Annotated in this window: 18 protein-coding genes (1 of these 18 only partly in view); 6 read left to right on the top strand and 12 right to left on the bottom strand. The window is 31.6% G+C overall.

The genetic code is table 11. The annotated features are described in order from the left end of the window. From A2255_04055 to A2255_04045, 3 genes are all read right to left on the bottom strand, one after another. The coding region (locus tag A2255_04055) for a hypothetical protein (GenBank protein ID OGI16893.1) at positions 1 to 926 on the bottom strand (926 nt) is incomplete at its 3' end. A gap of 207 nt (positions 927 to 1,133) precedes the next feature. After that, complete coding sequence (locus A2255_04050; protein ID OGI16892.1) at positions 1,134 to 2,222, bottom strand: hypothetical protein; 1,089 nt, start codon at positions 2,220 to 2,222, stop codon at positions 1,134 to 1,136. A gap of 214 nt (positions 2,223 to 2,436) precedes the next feature. Beyond that, a complete protein-coding gene (locus A2255_04045; GenBank protein ID OGI16891.1) occupies positions 2,437 to 3,594 on the bottom strand; it encodes a hypothetical protein in 1,158 nt (385 codons plus the stop codon). Between the two features lie 217 nt (positions 3,595 to 3,811). Here A2255_04045 and A2255_04040 point away from each other — a divergent pair, with 217 nt between their 5' ends. The 6 genes from A2255_04040 to A2255_04015 all read left to right on the top strand — a co-directional run bounded on the left by A2255_04040 (position 3,812) and on the right by A2255_04015 (position 9,420). Beyond that, on the top strand, positions 3,812 to 4,417 hold the full coding sequence (locus A2255_04040) for a nucleotide exchange factor GrpE (GenBank protein ID OGI16890.1): 606 nt from the start codon (positions 3,812 to 3,814) through the stop codon (positions 4,415 to 4,417). 38 nt (positions 4,418 to 4,455) lie between these two features. After that, on the top strand, positions 4,456 to 5,592 hold the full coding sequence (locus A2255_04035; protein OGI16889.1) for a molecular chaperone DnaJ: 1,137 nt from the start codon (positions 4,456 to 4,458) through the stop codon (positions 5,590 to 5,592). Between the two features lie 34 nt (positions 5,593 to 5,626). Beyond that, positions 5,627 to 7,138: a hypothetical protein gene (locus A2255_04030; protein OGI16888.1), complete on the top strand. Its 1,512-nt coding sequence runs from the start codon at positions 5,627 to 5,629 to the stop codon at positions 7,136 to 7,138. 2 nt (positions 7,139 to 7,140) lie between these two features. Further along, positions 7,141 to 7,689 carry a hypothetical protein gene (locus tag A2255_04025; protein OGI16887.1) on the top strand — a complete coding sequence of 183 codons (549 nt, stop codon included), beginning with the start codon at positions 7,141 to 7,143 and terminating at the stop codon, positions 7,687 to 7,689. Between the two features lie 64 nt (positions 7,690 to 7,753). Beyond that, complete coding sequence (locus A2255_04020) at positions 7,754 to 8,035, top strand: hypothetical protein (protein OGI16886.1); 282 nt, start codon at positions 7,754 to 7,756, stop codon at positions 8,033 to 8,035. Positions 8,036 to 8,052: 17 nt separating this feature from the next. Beyond that, positions 8,053 to 9,420: a hypothetical protein gene (locus A2255_04015; GenBank protein OGI16885.1), complete on the top strand. Its 1,368-nt coding sequence runs from the start codon at positions 8,053 to 8,055 to the stop codon at positions 9,418 to 9,420. 144 nt (positions 9,421 to 9,564) lie between these two features. On the opposite strand, the gene A2255_04010 is transcribed toward A2255_04015, so the two are convergent. From A2255_04010 to A2255_03970, 9 genes are all read right to left on the bottom strand, one after another. Continuing rightward, a complete protein-coding gene (locus A2255_04010) occupies positions 9,565 to 9,930 on the bottom strand; it encodes a hypothetical protein (protein ID OGI16884.1) in 366 nt (121 codons plus the stop codon). A gap of 4 nt (positions 9,931 to 9,934) precedes the next feature. Continuing rightward, positions 9,935 to 10,270: a hypothetical protein gene (locus A2255_04005; protein ID OGI16883.1), complete on the bottom strand. Its 336-nt coding sequence runs from the start codon at positions 10,268 to 10,270 to the stop codon at positions 9,935 to 9,937. A 258-nt stretch (positions 10,271 to 10,528) separates the two neighbouring features. Continuing rightward, the gene (locus tag A2255_04000) at positions 10,529 to 11,509 is read right to left on the bottom strand and encodes a magnesium and cobalt transport protein CorA (GenBank protein OGI16882.1); all 981 of its coding nucleotides are present in this window, start codon (positions 11,507 to 11,509) and stop codon (positions 10,529 to 10,531) included. 41 nt (positions 11,510 to 11,550) lie between these two features. Further along, positions 11,551 to 12,099, bottom strand: coding sequence for a hypothetical protein (locus tag A2255_03995; protein OGI16881.1), 549 nt, complete (start codon positions 12,097 to 12,099; stop codon positions 11,551 to 11,553). A gap of 4 nt (positions 12,100 to 12,103) precedes the next feature. Next, positions 12,104 to 13,051, bottom strand: coding sequence for a hypothetical protein (locus tag A2255_03990; protein OGI16880.1), 948 nt, complete (start codon positions 13,049 to 13,051; stop codon positions 12,104 to 12,106). A gap of 525 nt (positions 13,052 to 13,576) precedes the next feature. Beyond that, entirely contained in the window at positions 13,577 to 13,855 is a 279-nt protein-coding gene (locus A2255_03985; protein ID OGI16879.1) for a hypothetical protein, read from the bottom strand. Between the two features lie 269 nt (positions 13,856 to 14,124). Continuing rightward, entirely contained in the window at positions 14,125 to 14,859 is a 735-nt protein-coding gene (locus tag A2255_03980) for a 3-deoxy-manno-octulosonate cytidylyltransferase (GenBank protein OGI16895.1), read from the bottom strand. After that, complete coding sequence (locus A2255_03975; protein OGI16878.1) at positions 14,846 to 15,955, bottom strand: hypothetical protein; 1,110 nt, start codon at positions 15,953 to 15,955, stop codon at positions 14,846 to 14,848. The genes A2255_03980 and A2255_03975 overlap by 14 nt, the downstream gene beginning before the upstream one ends. After that, positions 15,948 to 16,214, bottom strand: the final stretch of a protein-coding gene (locus A2255_03970) for a site-specific tyrosine recombinase XerD (protein OGI16894.1). The gene runs 663 nt beyond the window's last position; the window shows 267 of its 930 coding nt (coding positions 664-930); its start codon lies beyond the right edge, outside the window; its stop codon occupies positions 15,948 to 15,950. The genes A2255_03975 and A2255_03970 overlap by 8 nt, the downstream gene beginning before the upstream one ends.

The following is a 16,214-nucleotide window of genomic DNA, read 5'->3' as shown; positions in this document are numbered from 1 at the left end:
TTAATCCTTAAATATTTTTGTTGAAAAATTTTTTTAGCATAATAAACTGATTTTTCATTTTGATCTTGAAGCAGTATGAATGCTTGAATACACATAAATACATAGTGCTTTTGTGTACGTGTTTTCTTGCCTTGGCAATCTTGTAAATGACATAATTGCTTTAGTACCCTGAATAATACTTCAATACTCCATCTGACACGATAATGATTCACAATGTATTTACTTGTAATGTGCTTTCCTGTTGCATTAGTGGCATAATATCTTTTGCAGTATTTGGTAATACTGACTCTATGCCCAACACCTTTAAGATTGCCCTCTTCTGAGTAAGGCTGGAAACGACGCATTTTTAATTGCTGACCATTAAAACTTCTGTTAGATGCAAGTTGGGTAAAATACACCCATCTAAATGAATTTAACAAGTTAAGGAGGCTTTTACTGCTGAATTTACTATCAAAACAAACATATTTAGGTACAATCCCAAGATTCTTTGCATATTCTACGGCTTCCTCAAGAAAAGTATTTTTAGTCTGAACTGGATTACCATTGATATCCTTTTCATACACCATAAATTTTATTGGAATAGTCCGCTTTCCATCAGTCCATGCTAATACCGTAAGAGATATACCCTCAATAAATCCTTTATTCTTGCTTGAATATTGCCAATATACACATTCTATCTTTTGGGCATAAGGCTTTTCAATAATGGTATCATCTCCCATTAGCCAGCCTGTTGACCAGTCAATTTCAAGACTTCTGATATATTCTTCTAATTTCTGATTTTCATCCCATTCTCTATCGAGAAAACGTTTTAATTGATAGGATGAAACATTTGTAAAGGGTTCACATCCTTTGCTATAACTATATTTACCATCATATGCCAAAAGACCTATTGTCAAACTTTTTGCTATTCTGTTAAAATTATACATAACCTCTCACCTTTTAATAATGCATATTTTCAATATTATTATATGGGGAGAGGTCTTGTTTTGTTAAGTTTTTAATTTACTGCATGATTCCTGTGAATTATTTAAGTAGTAACTTGAGTTATTATTTATAATTAAATCCAAGCATTAAACAAAGATTCTGGATCCTATAATGGTCATCGAATTAAAAACACTATTATGCAAAATATATTATTCCTTTTGATCTGCCAATATTTCTTCACTTTTCTCAGCTTTTTCCTCCACTGCAACTGGTGGTTTTTCCTCTACAGCTGGTGCTGGATTACTTGTTTCTTTAGCTGGTTCACTATTGTTTGCTGTTGACATTGCAGCAGGTTCATTTGATGTTGATTTTTGAATAGGTGCAGCTATTGCTGGAGTATTAATAACTGTAGATGCTGCTGGTATTTCTGATATAAAGGTGGCAGCTTCTTTTTGTGCTGACTCAATATCTATAGGATTATTAATAACAATGTAATTTATTATGTTATTGTTCCCATTTATCATTATGTTGCGCTTATCAGCCAAGTCTTTCGCAATTATAGCTACTTTTGATGAATCATTTAACGGTACTTGAAAATCTAGATCTTTCTTTCTCTCACCTGTTTCTGTTTGTGTAATAACTGTTGCATTTACTTTTACAGGCTCGTTTTCTTTAGATTTGGCATCATCTTTTGTTGAGGTTATCTGAGTAGTTGTTACTTGAGGTTGCTGAGTCGTTGTTGCCTTTGTTTTAGTATGTTGCGTCTTTGTAGCTGTATTATTTTGTGTTTGTTGATCTGTATGAGTAGCAATATTATCATTTGTTGAATTTTCTTGATTTGTATTATGTGTAGAATTTGTTTGGTTTGTAGTATTTGTAGTATTTTGCTGAACTTGTTGTGCTTGTTGCGGTTCTATACCTAACATTTTTTGCAATAATGACATTATACTTGTTAAAAGTTGTGTTACCATTGTCATAGGATCATTTGTAGTTTGCGCACCTGGATACTGACCAGCCTGTTGGCCAGTATATTGCCCATAAGGATTTTGCAAAGCATATTGATTATTTTGCTGTACAGGCCATGGATTATATGGATTAAATGTAGGATTTAATAATTCATTATTAAAAAATGAAGTTAAGAAGTTATCTGTATCATTTACAAATGTGTTTACAGTTGGAAATGGATTCAAATAATTATGCATTGGCATATCTCTCAGGGAACTGTCCCATGGGTTAGGATAGGAGACGGGAATGTAGGGAAAGGCAGATGGTGAATAATTACCAATACTCATAGTCATATTATACCCCCATAGAAACACGTAATTACATTCAAATTCTCTCTGAAATAGACTCTTATTTTTATAAAGTAATAAATTATCTAAAAATTGCGCAAATAATATATACTATTGATATAATATTTACATTCCTTAATAAATGGAGTATGCCACTTATGAGAAGAACTCCAGCCTTTTTATAAGCAGGGTATATACTTTATACTTACGTTTAAGAGTATTACCAAATACTTGGAAGTTTTTCTGTCTTTATATTTAGCCTGATTTTCTTGTTATTCCTTAATATATCGAATTTAACAACTTTTCCAATCTTGTGGTTTCTTACTTTTTCCTGAACATCCCGTACATCTTTGACTTTAATACCATCAATTTTCAAAATAATATCATCTTTTTTCATTCTTGCTCTTTCTGCAGGACTTCCAGGCAAAACCCTTGTAATTAGGACACCCTTAGCGTTATATGTTTGTATATCAATGCCATATGGCAATGATAACTCTTTGTCTCTTATCTCAATTCCAATCCAGGGTCTTGCTACATTTCCTGTTTTTATAATCTCCTCGGAGATTTTCTTCACTATATTAATTGGAATAGCAAAACCTATATTTTGCGCATCTGCTCTAATAGCTGTATTGATACCTATAACCTGACCATTCATATTAATTAGCGGGCCACCTGAATTACCAGGATTTATTGCAGCGTCTGTTTGAATAAAATTAACACTTGCCGGTATATCATTAACTCTTCTATTAACTGCACTTATAATTCCTTGAGTTACTGTTTGTTCATAACCAAGTGGACTGCCAACAGCAATTATCCATTCACCTATTCTTAGTTTTGCAGAATCACCAATTTCAGCAACAGGTAAGTCTTCATTATTTGGGTTGATTTTCAGCACTGCTATATCTGTTACGTCATCTGTACCAATAATTTCAGCTTTATATGATTTAGAATTATTTAAAGTAACTATAATATTTTTTGCATTTTTAAGTACGTGGCTGTTTGTCAGTATGTATCCATCTTTTCTTATTATTACTCCAGATCCTCCGGTCACCCTTATCTTTATTTTTGATTTATTATCATCAAAATCAAACGGCATAAATGGGTGCATTTGATCGGGATAAGCTGATTGATTAATATCGTCATATTCCATTTTTATATTTACAACCCAAGGTATGACTTTTTCTGATATATCAGCAATTATATTACTAGAAATTGGTGCCGGTATTGTTTTATTTACATTTTTAGGTAAAAATTTTGTAAGAGAGGGTTCATTTTGTGACTTTTCTGCAATTTTATACCCAATCAGAAAACCTCCTAATGAGCTTGAAAAAAGCAGTACGCACGAAAAAATTAAAATTAGAAAGTTTTTTAGAGTCATTCTTACTCCTCCAATAAGAACTTATATAATTTTATTATCAACTATTATGAAACAAATACAATAACTGAAAAATTACCTTAATGTTTTATTCCTAAAGAGTTTGGTAATAAAAGTGTTTGTGATTAAATAAAGACTATAAAGACAAAAAATTAAGAAAATCTATATTTTAAACTATAATAATTAATTGATGTAAGTATATCTTAAAGGGTAATCAGGAATGTTTGATAAAAATAAGGATAATACCGATAACGAAACTTTAAACACAGAATCTGAATCAATAAATGCTGAAGATGAAGCTAAAAATCCATTTGCTGCTAATAACAAGAATGAAGAAAATGACAATATCACCTCTGATCAGCAGACAGAAGAACAATTAGAAGAAAATATACAATCCGAAATGGAATCATTAAAAAACCAATATTTAAGATTGGCAGCTGATTTCGATAATTATAGAAAAAGGCAAGCTCAGGAAAGAGAATCTTTATTAAAATATGGTGCAGAAGGTACTCTGAAAAAAATATTGCCTGTAATTGATACTTTTGAAAGAGCTCAAAAATGTATTTCTGAGATGGACGACCTTGAAAAAGTTAAGGAAAATTTTAATGTAGTTCAGAAGCAATTTATCGATTCACTGGAAAAAATAGGTTTACAGAAAATCGATGCTATTGGAAAAGAATTTGACCCAATATACCATGAAGCTGTAATGCAAACCCCAACTGATGAAGTAGCTGACCATACTATTATTGCAGAACTGCAAACAGGATATAAGTTAGATGACAGAATACTAAGACCAGCATTAGTCAATGTAGCTGTTAATCAATAATTGTAATTAAGAACATCGGAGAGATCTTAAAGATAAAAATGACTAAAACTGATTATTATGAAATATTAGGCGTATCAAAAGATGCCAGTCAAGAAGAAATAAAACGAGCATTCAGAAAAAAAGCTCGTGAACTTCATCCGGATGTAAATAAAGCGCCTGACGCTGAAGAGAAGTTTAAAGAACTAGGACAGGCTTATGAAGTTTTAATGGACGGGGATAAACGTGCTATGTACGACAGGTACGGGCATGATGGCTTGAAAAACGCAGGCTATGATTATTCTGGACCATTTGACTTTGGATTTGGTGATTTAAATGATATTTTATCCAGCTTTTTTGGAGGCGGATTTTCAGGCACCAGATCGAGACAACATGCCAATTCTCCACTAAGAGGCAGTGATTTAAGGCTTGATTTACAAATAACATTTGAAGAAGCAGTATTTGGTGCAGAAAAAAATGTAGAAATAGAGCATCTTGAGGCATGTAATACTTGTAATGCCTCGGGAGTTGAGCCAGGTACTACCCCAATTACTTGTAGCACCTGTAAAGGTTATGGTCAAATCCAACAAACAACTCAAACAATTTTAGGACACTTTACTCAGGTATCAACATGTCCTGCATGTCAGGGCAGAGGAACTTCTGCAACACCTTGTAAAAACTGCAATGGACAAGGACGTAAAGAAGTTGGTAAAGTCTTAAATGTAAAAATCCCTAAAGGTGTCGATACAGGCAACAAGCTTAGAATAAATTCAGAAGGCGATGCAGGTAAAAATGGTGGCCCTGCTGGGGATTTATATGTTGTTTTACTTGTACAACCGCATAAAAGCTTCAAAAGAGATGGTGTAAATATTTACCTGGATTATAATATAAGCTTCCCACAAGCAACATTAGGTGACGAAGTAGAAGTTGAAACAGTGGATGGAAAAAGTCATCTAAAAATACATCCAGGCATTCAAACTGGTTCTATTCTCACAATAAAAAGTGTTGGAGTCCCACACTTAAATAATCCAAACAAAAGAGGAGACCAATTTATTAGAATTAATTTACTTACTCCTACAAATATTACTGAAGAGGAAAAGAAATTATATAAACGATTAAGCGAAATTCAGAGTGAAAAAAATAATAAAGAAAATATTGTGGATAAAATAAAAGGTGTCTTTACAGGAAATAGTCAATAATATACCATTATTTTAATGAGACGGAACTGTATAAATGAAAAAAATAATAATTACAATAATTAGTATTTTTATAAATCTTAGTCTGATTTTGCCAAGTTTAGGAACAGAATTACCAAAACCTGTAATAGATTTGATAAAAGAGAAAATTCCTAATGCAAATATCAGATTTGACGGACTCATAGAATGTCCTGATGGAACTAAATATTTACCTGTATTGCCAATTAGTTATCAGAATTCTGCTAATCCAGCAGAAATTGTAATGACGATCCCTGCAAAAGCTAGTTTTGCCAGTAAACCTGATTTAATTTTATTTGCAAATAATCTTACTCTTTTAAAAATGATAAAAAAATCAGAAAAAATATACACTTTAACTAACAGTCCAGAAATTCCACTTAAAGTTAAGTTAGGACTTTTACCCCAAGATCTTGTTGTACCGGAAAACCTCGTTATTCCCCCAGAATTACGGATTATTACAGGTGATCTTAAAATTAAAACAAGTAGTGATGCAAGCCAAGTACTGGTAAATACACAAAATAACAAAAATACTGATAATAATTCTGTAACTACAATAGTTGCTAAATCGAATAAATCAGCATCAGCAATTGAAATAGCAGATTTAGTTAATAAAACACTTTATGTAACTAATTTTAACTCTAATTTAATTTATATCGTTTCTCCGCAAACAGGAAAATCCATTAAGTCTATTAGATTGTCTTCAATTCCATCAGACATTACAATTACTGATGACAATAGATATATCCTTGCTACTTGCTTATCTACAAATAAAGTGTCTATTATCGATACAACTACTAGTCGCTTTGTGACAGAAATTGAAGTAGGAAAATTCCCAGTATCAATTGTAATGTCTAAATCTACAGATAAAGCATATGTTGCAAATCGTTTATCATCTAGTATTTCTATTATTGATATCAAAAATATGACAGTTATAAATAATATTCCAGTCACAGGTTCCCCTGCAAATCTGGTATTATCAGAAGATGAACAAAATATATTCTATAACGATGTAGCTTCTGGAAAAATTTACAGATTACAGCTTACTCCCCCAGCTATTGGTAGTAAGAAACCGGATAATCCCAGTATTGATGTAATCACTCAAGTAAATAACGTTGCAAAAATAGCTCAATTTGACAAATATCTCTTAACATTGAGCAGATCAGGCAATTTACTCAATATTTATAATTTGGAAAAGAATGAACAAGTTAAAACTTTGGAAGTAGGTAACAAGCCTGTTGACATAAAGGTGGTAAAAGAGAAAAATAAGCTGTATGTTTTATCAGCTGAATCGCGCACTATAAGTGTTATAGATATCAGTACTTTTACTATAAACAATACAATTACCTTGAAAGATAGCGGTTTTCCAATAAGCATTAATATACTTAATTCAACTGATACAGCACTAGTTGCAAATGCGGATTCATATGAAATTGCAATTATTGACCTTAATGAAGAGAAAGTTATTGATTATCTTCCTGTAGGTACAACTATAAACTCCTTGATAATACCTCAAACTGTAAATAATAAATAAAAATGCAAGAAATTATTAGAAAAAAACTGCTCCACCTAGAAGAAACTAGTGAAAAGTACTGGAATATCCCAAGAGATTCCGGCAATCATTTGAATTTAATTATTAAAGCTGCAAACTATAAGAATATACTTGAAATAGGTACGTCAAACGGTTATTCAACAATCTGGTTTGCTGAAGCTGTTAGAAATAACTCAGGTCACGTTATAAGTATAGAATATTATCAGGAAAGAATTGATATTGCCAAGAGAAACTTTGAAGAATGCGGTCTTTCCGATTTTATAACTGTAAAGCAAGGTAAAGCATTAGACATAATAGAAAATATAGAAGGCATATTTGACCTGGTGTTTATTGATGCCAATAAAGCTGAATACATAAGATATTATGAAATTATGAATCCTAAAATTAGATCAGGTGGAATGCTTGTTGCAGATAATGTAACTTCTCACAAAAGCGAGATGGAAGACTTTTTAGATACGATTTCTCATAATGATAATTATCAAATTTCATATTTACCTTTTGGTGGCGGACTTTTAATAGCATTTAAAAAATGATTTTCCTTATTATAAGTTTAAGCATATAATATTCAGAGGATTCATATATTTGAGAGAGTGGGAAATGGAAGATTCAAAAATAATCATAACAATTATTGGAATAGATAAAGTTGGTATTGTTGCTGCTTTTACTAACACTCTGGCAAAATACCAGGTAAACATTGAAGATATTCGACAAACAATCATGCAGGATCATTTTACTATGATTATGATGGCCGATTTTTCTAAAGCTACAAGCTCTTTTAAAGAGTTTAAAGATGCTCTATTGGATCTTGGCAAAGAAACCGGCATGGAAGTCTGGGTACAAAGAAAAAAGATCTTCGATAATATGCATCATATAGCTTAAAAAGGATTATAACACTAATGGGTGGAATTAATACAGAATATATTATTGAAACCATTAACATGATCAGAATGCACAATCTTGATATTAGGACTATTACACTAGCTCTAAGTTTAAGAGACTGTGCTTCAGGGAATGTCAAAGAAACTGGCGAAAAAATTTATAACAAAATACTTAGCTTCGCTGAAAATCTCAATCAAACTGTAATAGAGATAGAAGAAGAATATTCTATCCCCATAATAAATAAGCGTATTGCAGTCACTCCTATCTCATTAGTAGGTGAAAGCTGTCAAGAATATGACTATGTATATCTGGCAAAAGTACTTGACCAGGCAGCAAAAGTTGTAAATGTTGATTTTATTGGTGGATTTGGAGCCCTTGTTGAAAAAGGCTGTACAAGAGGCGATGCTGCACTTATTGAAAGCATTCCAGAAGCTTTAAAAATAACAGATAGAGTCTGTTCATCGGTGAATGTTGCAACTTCAAAAGCCGGAATCAATATGAATGCTGTCATTAAGATGGGTAAAATCATAAAACAAACAGCTGAACTTACAAAAAATAGAGATGGGATTGGAGCAGCAAAACTTGTTGTATTTTGTAATGTTCCTGGAGACAATCCATTTATGGCAGGTGCATTTCATGGTTATGGAGAGCCTGAATGTGCATTAAATATAGGTATTAGCGGGCCTGGAGTAATACGTGCAAGTGTAGCATCATTACCACCTGATGCTGATTTTGGTGAACTTGCTACAAAAATTAAAAATATATCATATAAAATAACCACTGCTGGTGAACTTATAGGCAGGCAGGTAGCTCAGAAATTAAATATTCCTTTTGGAGTTATAGATCTATCTCTTGCCCCAACACCTGCTATTGGCGATAGTGTTGCTAATATTCTCGAAGCGATGGGACTTGAAAGATGCGGAGCCCCCGGTTCTACTGCTGCCCTTGCATTATTAAATGATGCTGTTAAAAAAGGCGGTGTTATGGCAAGTTCTTATGTTGGCGGATTGAGTGGCGCTTTCATTCCAGTTAGTGAAGATGCCGGCATGGTTGAAGCAGTAAAAGCAGGTTCTCTGACTTTTGATAAACTTGAAGCCATGACTTCTGTCTGCTCAGTCGGACTTGATATGATAGCTATCCCAGGAGATACTGCAAGTGAAACAATATCAGGAATTATAGCCGATGAAATGGCAATTGGCATGATAAATAAGAAAACCACAGCAGTAAGAATAATTCCTGTTCCAGGTAAAAAAGTTGGAGATTATGCAGTATTTGGTGGCCTATTAGGTGAAACACCAATTATGCCTGTAAATAAATTTTCCTGTGAAAGCTTTGTAAAAAGAGGCGGTAGAATTCCTGCTCCTATACACAGTTTAAACAATTAAGAATAGTAAATACTTGGAGCCTATCCGAGAATCCAAGAAATAATGCTTATAGATTGCCACGCAAGTACAATTGAAGACAGTTATTTACGATTCATGGCTCGCAATGACTGCAATAATTTATTTATCGGATAGGTTCTTAATAGCCTAAGCATCTAGATCTATAACTTTTGCTTCCTGTTTATATTGATTCAATAGATTTTCGCGTACTTTTTTACCCTCTTCGCCGTGAATAAAAATTCCCTTCTTTTCACCAGGTTTTATATTACGTTCGATTGGAAAGAATTCCTCAGGGAAAAATTTATCAATCTCACGACTGGTATAAAGAAGATCTTTTGCTTCCTCACCACATATATGTAGTACTTCTTTTCCATCGTTAAATGAATGTTGATATGCACCTTGTATATCAAATGCTTTTTCTAATTGTTTGCTAAAGTTACGTGTTTTTTCTGGATCATTTGATTTAATTAAAAATTTGCTCGTAAAAGCAATATTTGACTGTGGAACCTTCATATTATTAACCTCTTAAATCTATGGATACAGCTTTTTGTTTGTATTGATCCAAAATTCTATTTTTGAGTAATTCCGGATCTTTTACTACCGATGAATTTTGATCTTTTGTAAATTTACCTGCCTGAATGTTATTGATATCTAAGGCATCTTGTCCAGTGAAGAAATATAACTCAGGTTTATCAAAGGAAATTATAAAATTAAGTGGCGCTTTATCTTTGCCACCCTGTTTTGGCTCAATATTATCTCGGACTTTTTTATAATACTCCCAAACTTGTCCTTCACTATTACCTTTAACATGAAATACGCCTTTAAAAGCAATATTTGACTGTGGAATGTTCATATTGTCTATCTCCTGATTTAAAGTTTAAAGATCTACAATTACAATAAAACGTCTAAAAAAAATATTTGCTAGTTCAAGCCAAAAATTCTCAGGAATATAGAATAGCCAGGATTGTGTATACGATTGGGGGATTTCCGTACATTATGGCTTTTGGTTGTATATTAGTGTACTTTATTCATTCTCACTTAACCGTCTGTTTTTCAGCTAAAGATCGGATTTGCCCTACGTCCGATCTTTTTTATATGAATAAATAATTATTTATATCCACTTTTTATGCCTGAAATATGCAATCATAATTACTGCAATAAGTATCATTAATCCAATTGCAATTGCGAAACCATAAACAGTCTCAAATAAAGGGAATTTCATAAAATTCATACCAAAAATACCAGAAATTAAAGTGGCTGGTATGAATATTGTTGAAATTAATGTCAAAAATTTTATTACTTCATTTAATTTTTGAGAGCTTAAACTTAATTGAATATCAAATATACCAGCTATAGAATCTCTCTGGTTATCAACCATTCCAACATTTTTATCCAGGTGATCATATATATCTCTAAAAAGTATTTGATCTTCTCCTCCAATCATATTGTAATATCCTCTACTCAAATTATAAAAAATCTCCTTTTCTATAACTAGTGAGCGCCTTGCATTATTAAGGTTTTCTCGAAAAGCAGAAAGATCCTGTATTGTTCTTGCATAATCAGTTGTTTGAAAAATTCTTGCTTCTATTTTATCAATATGAATATCAAACCTGTCTATAATCCCAAAATATCCATCTACTATGTGATCAGCGATAAAATGACAAGTTAATACAGGATTTTTATGTATATGATTCGTTCCAGACTTAAATGAAGATTTAGCAAGATTTATTTCTTCAATTTCTTCTGTTTTATAAGTAATAATAAAATTTTTTCCTAAAAAAAGATCTAATGATTGGATTTCCAATTTATCATCATCAAATTTCAACTTATTGATGATTAAAAAAAGATAATTCTTGTATTCTTCAACTTTGGGCTGGGTTTCCACGTGGACACAATCTTCAATATTAAGCAGATGTATGCCTAATATTTTCTCAAGCAGATTCATTTCCTCATTATTAGGCCAGATATTAGGAGGATATTTAAAATCAATCCAGATTATATTTTTATCATTCTGCAATAATCCCTGGACTTCTCTTAATTCTGCTGACTTTATTTTTTGAGTGTTTTCATTAAAATAGAGTATTTCAACCATACTTATAACAATTTTCTCGTATTAAATTATTATAAGTATTTTTATTTTATTTTTTTAATAATATCATCCACCCCCTGAGTAAGTATTAGCTCAGGTTCTAACTTTTTAAATTCATTTAAACATAAAATTGCATCGTAATTATACTTAAGCTCAACATACATTAAGCCTAACATTAACCATGATCTAGAATTAGATTTGTTCTTCTTAATTATTTTTATATGTTTATCAATTTCTTTTGAGATAATATTTTGTGCTCTATATGCTTTTATCAAATTTGTATAATATTCAATAAAATTGGGATTTAAGCTTGTAGCCCTTTGAAAACTGGTTGCTGCCCAATCATATCTATGCAAATGCATATAGCTTAATCCGAGATTATTATAAAAAGTAGCCGTTGCGGCTGAATCACGATTTAACCCTATTGCCAGCTTGAATTCCATAGCAGCAGCAGTATAATAACCATCTTCCTGAAATTTAACTCCTTTTTCATTATGCATGTTAGCATTTCTAGTTGGGTCTATGACAAATTTGCCTCCCTGTAAGAAAATCAGGAAAATCAAAATTGGTATGTATTTAATTGGATTTTTCATACACCTACATTAAATCTATTTCAAGGCCTTCATATGCCGCTATAGTATTCTTAAATTGTCTTTTAGCATTTTCCTCTATGACATCAATTTTTGAATCTTCATATGTTGGATCATGGTGAAAAAGGACTAACTTTTTCACATTTGCTAATCTTGCAGTTTCAATAGCCATTTCAGGGGTACTATGCCCAAATCCCTGTTTGGAATGGGTCAATGAAGTATAATCTTCCTGTGTATATTGAGCATCATGAATTAATAAATTCGCATTTCTTGCAAAATAAATAAGTTTGCTATCTCCACCGACATAACTTTCTTTATCAGTAGCACAAACTAAACTCTTACCTTTCCAGCTTACTTTAAATACAAGCACTCCATCCCTTGGATGTGCTGAGCTTTTCATGCATTTGATTGTTACAAGTTCATCTATATTTTTAATTTTATCGCATTCATGGATTCTCTTAACCACAGGTTCATCATTGTCATGGCTTAACACTATAATGTCTGTATTTTTGAGATTATTTATATTTAGATAAGCTGGTAATTCTTCAAGATCAATTGGTGAGAAAGGCGCATACATAGACTGAGACAATGTTTCTTGAAAATCGAATCCCATAGATTTGGCACCAAATAAATAAAACTTGGATGTAGGCATATAAACAGGCTTGAAAAAAGGAAGTCCTTGTATATGATCCGTGTGAGTATGACTATATAGGATAATCCCAGTAATTGGATCTCTGTTAGTTTCATCTGTGCCGCTAACAATGTAATCTTTAACTAAATCATTACCGAGATTAATTATACCTGTTCCAGAATCTATTATAATTAAATATCCATTAACTCTTATCTCAATGCATCCAGTATTACCACCATATTTTAAGGTATTTTTTGATGAGACAGGATAACTGCCTCGTACTCCTCTAAATTTTACTTTAAATTCACCCTTACTTTTAGACATACAGCTCACTCATACAATTAATATTAACTAAACTCAAGTTGCTATTTGTACAATTTATACTTTAGGATTATCACGCATTATTCTCAATTAAAGGCTCACAATGACATCTGTAAATTATTTAAGTATCAACTTAAGTATTGATTAGATAATTTTAAATTATTTATTAAATTAAGCCAATACATTTAAAAAATAGTCTGCTTATAAGCAGACTATTTTTTAAAAAAAGTTTACATTACTATTTGTATTTATTTTCTCTTTGGCTTAGACGAATATCCATCAAAATCTTGTTTAGAAACTTTATACCTCTTTATAGTTTCTAAAATTTTTTCACCATCTTCCCCATTTAATAATTTTTCCAGTGAATTAATAGCTCCATTTAGATCACTAGAAATATCAAATACTTGCATATCACTCCCCCAAAACATACTACTAATGTTAATAGTATATTTTTATTGAAATATTATCATCCTCTAAATTCAGGAAACTATCCTTAATCTAATAAATGATTATACTTATGAGTTATCATTATTCAGGTCTTTTATAATTTGTTTTATATCTGCAAATAATTAACTTATCTATTCCTATTTTAATGTGTCTGGAATCTTCAATTATATATGTATCTACTAAATAAGGGGTTTCTTTAATCAATTTTTCTATATCTTTAAATGCAATTTCTTTTCTTACTACTTCTACAATAGGCCTTCTTCTTAATCCGTCAGATTCCATGTATTGGAATGACTGTACTTTCTCTTCGAGAATAAATTTTTCATACTTTTTAGCTTCTTCTAAAGCTTTTTTCTTCATCTTACCCTCAACTTTTACTTATTAATAATAAGATAATATTTGTTTCAAAATTTGCCAACCCTTTTGCACTTTTTTTGTTTGATTTATCTATTAACTTGAAATATTCTTTTAGCAAAATGATAATTTGAAACAATTTCAAACTATTATAATACTAATAAGACTAAATTGAAATTATATTTGCATATTTTTAAATTTTCATCTAGTTTTATAATAGCTTACGTGCTAATAAATTCATATTATTTTATATATTTTTAAGTTAATATTTAAACTCATTTCTCCAATAGATCTCTAAATTTGTTTAGATCTTCTTCTGTATCAATTCCTATAGGTTTATAGTCAACAATCAAAGTCTTTATTCTCATACCATTTTGTAATGCTCTAAGTTGTTCCAAACTTTCTGCTTTTTCCAGATCAGTCTGATCTAACTCTATCATTTTTAGAAGACTTTCTCTTCTGTAAGCATAAAGACCAATATGAGCATAATATTTTGCTTCACCGGTATTTCTTTCATATGGAACCGGAGATCTTGAAAAGTATAAGGCAAAATTGGAATTATTGCGTACAACCTTAACTATATTTGGATTTACAACTTCATCATTATCACTAATTTCTCTAATTAAAGTAGATATATCGGCATTATTATCTTCAATAAGACCATTTATAGCGCTATCTATACTCTGTGGATCAATTAGTGGCTCATCGCCCTGAACATTTACTGCTATTTGAATTTCTGGATTGTTTTTTACAATTTCACCAATTCTATCGCTTCCACTCTGATGATGAGGAGAAGTCATCTCAACATGGCCTCCAAAAGCCTTTACTGCCTTAAATATATTCTCATCATCTGTAGCAACTATGACAATGTCAGCTAATTTAGATTTAGATGCCTTTTCATAAACCCATTGAATTATTGGTTTATCATTAACCTTAATAAGCGGTTTACCTGGTAACCTTGTTGATCCATATCTTGCAGGAATAATTATAGCTATTTTATTTGAGTGCATAGACATATCCATCTCCAGATCCAAAATATACAATCCCATCATTAATTATAGGCGAAGAAAAAATAGGGCCCGATGTATTAAACTTCCATAATTCTTTTCCTGTTAAAGCATCTAGAGCATATAAATTGGAATCACCGGATGGCACATATACAATTCCGGATGAGGAAACCGGTGCAGCAAGAATTGCCCCTGATGTTATATATTCCCACAGTAAAGAACCGTCTTTTGAATTAAGTGCATAAACACGCCCTTGCCCATCACCAACAAAAATCTGGTTATTATAAGATGTTATTGCAGATGAAATTATTCCTGAGAGCTTCTTCACCCAGATTTTGTTTCCGGATTGAGCATCAATTGCATATAAGTTTTTATCAGTAGACCCGATGTAAACAACATTATCTATTACAACAGGCTTTGCTAATATTGCTCCATCAGTCTTATATTCCCATAACTTCTTACCATTATTAATGTTTATAGCATATAAATAACCATCATACGAACCTATATATAAGGAATCTCCTGCAACAGTAGGAGATGAATCTATAGGACCTGATGTCTTAAATATCCAATCAGGAGTTCCTGTAATAATAGAAACAGAATATATTTGTCTATCTCTTGATCCATAATACACACGCCCATCCCTAACTTCAGGAGTAGAGTGTATTGGTGCTTTTGTTTGATAATACCACTCGGCGTCACCTGTATTTACACTAATAGCATAAAGTTTACCGTTTTCCCCACCAATATATATCTGATTTCCATATACTACCGGAGACGAATTTGTTATAGCTGAATCAGTCTTATATTTCCATTCACAAGCTCCACTATTTGCTTTTAAAGCATACAAAACACCATCTTTAGAAGCTGCAAAAATTCTATTATTATAATAAATAGGTGCAGAATTAACTTCACCACTAATTTTATACTGCCATAGTAGCTGTCCTTGAGGAATAATATTTTGTTGATGAGAGTTTTCTGACTTATTAGATTTTACTACGTCTTCTGAGGGAGCTATTATAGGTGCGCAGCTTGCCAATAATATAAATATACTTAAAATACATATAAATTTAGCTATGTTAAATGCTTTTTTATTCATTATTCGCACTTTCATCTGATTTATATTTTGCTCTTGGATGTGCTTTAACATAAGCTTGTTTAAGTCTTTCTGTCGAAACGTGAGTATAAATCTGAGTATTACTTATACTAGCATGCCCTAATAGCTCTTGAACAACTCTTAAATCTGCCCCGTTTTCAAGTAGCCTTGTCGCAAAACTATGTCTAAAAGTATGCGGTGATATATCTTTTTGGATTTTAAGTTTTTTCACAAGGTTAGATAAAGTTCTATTCACGCTTCT

The organism is Candidatus Melainabacteria bacterium RIFOXYA2_FULL_32_9, from assembly GCA_001784615.1.
In the GTDB taxonomy this organism is placed as follows: Bacteria; Cyanobacteriota; Vampirovibrionia; order Gastranaerophilales; family UBA9579; genus UBA9579.
Note: the sequence above shows the minus strand (reverse complement) of the source record. Positions and strands in the feature narration are given on the sequence as shown.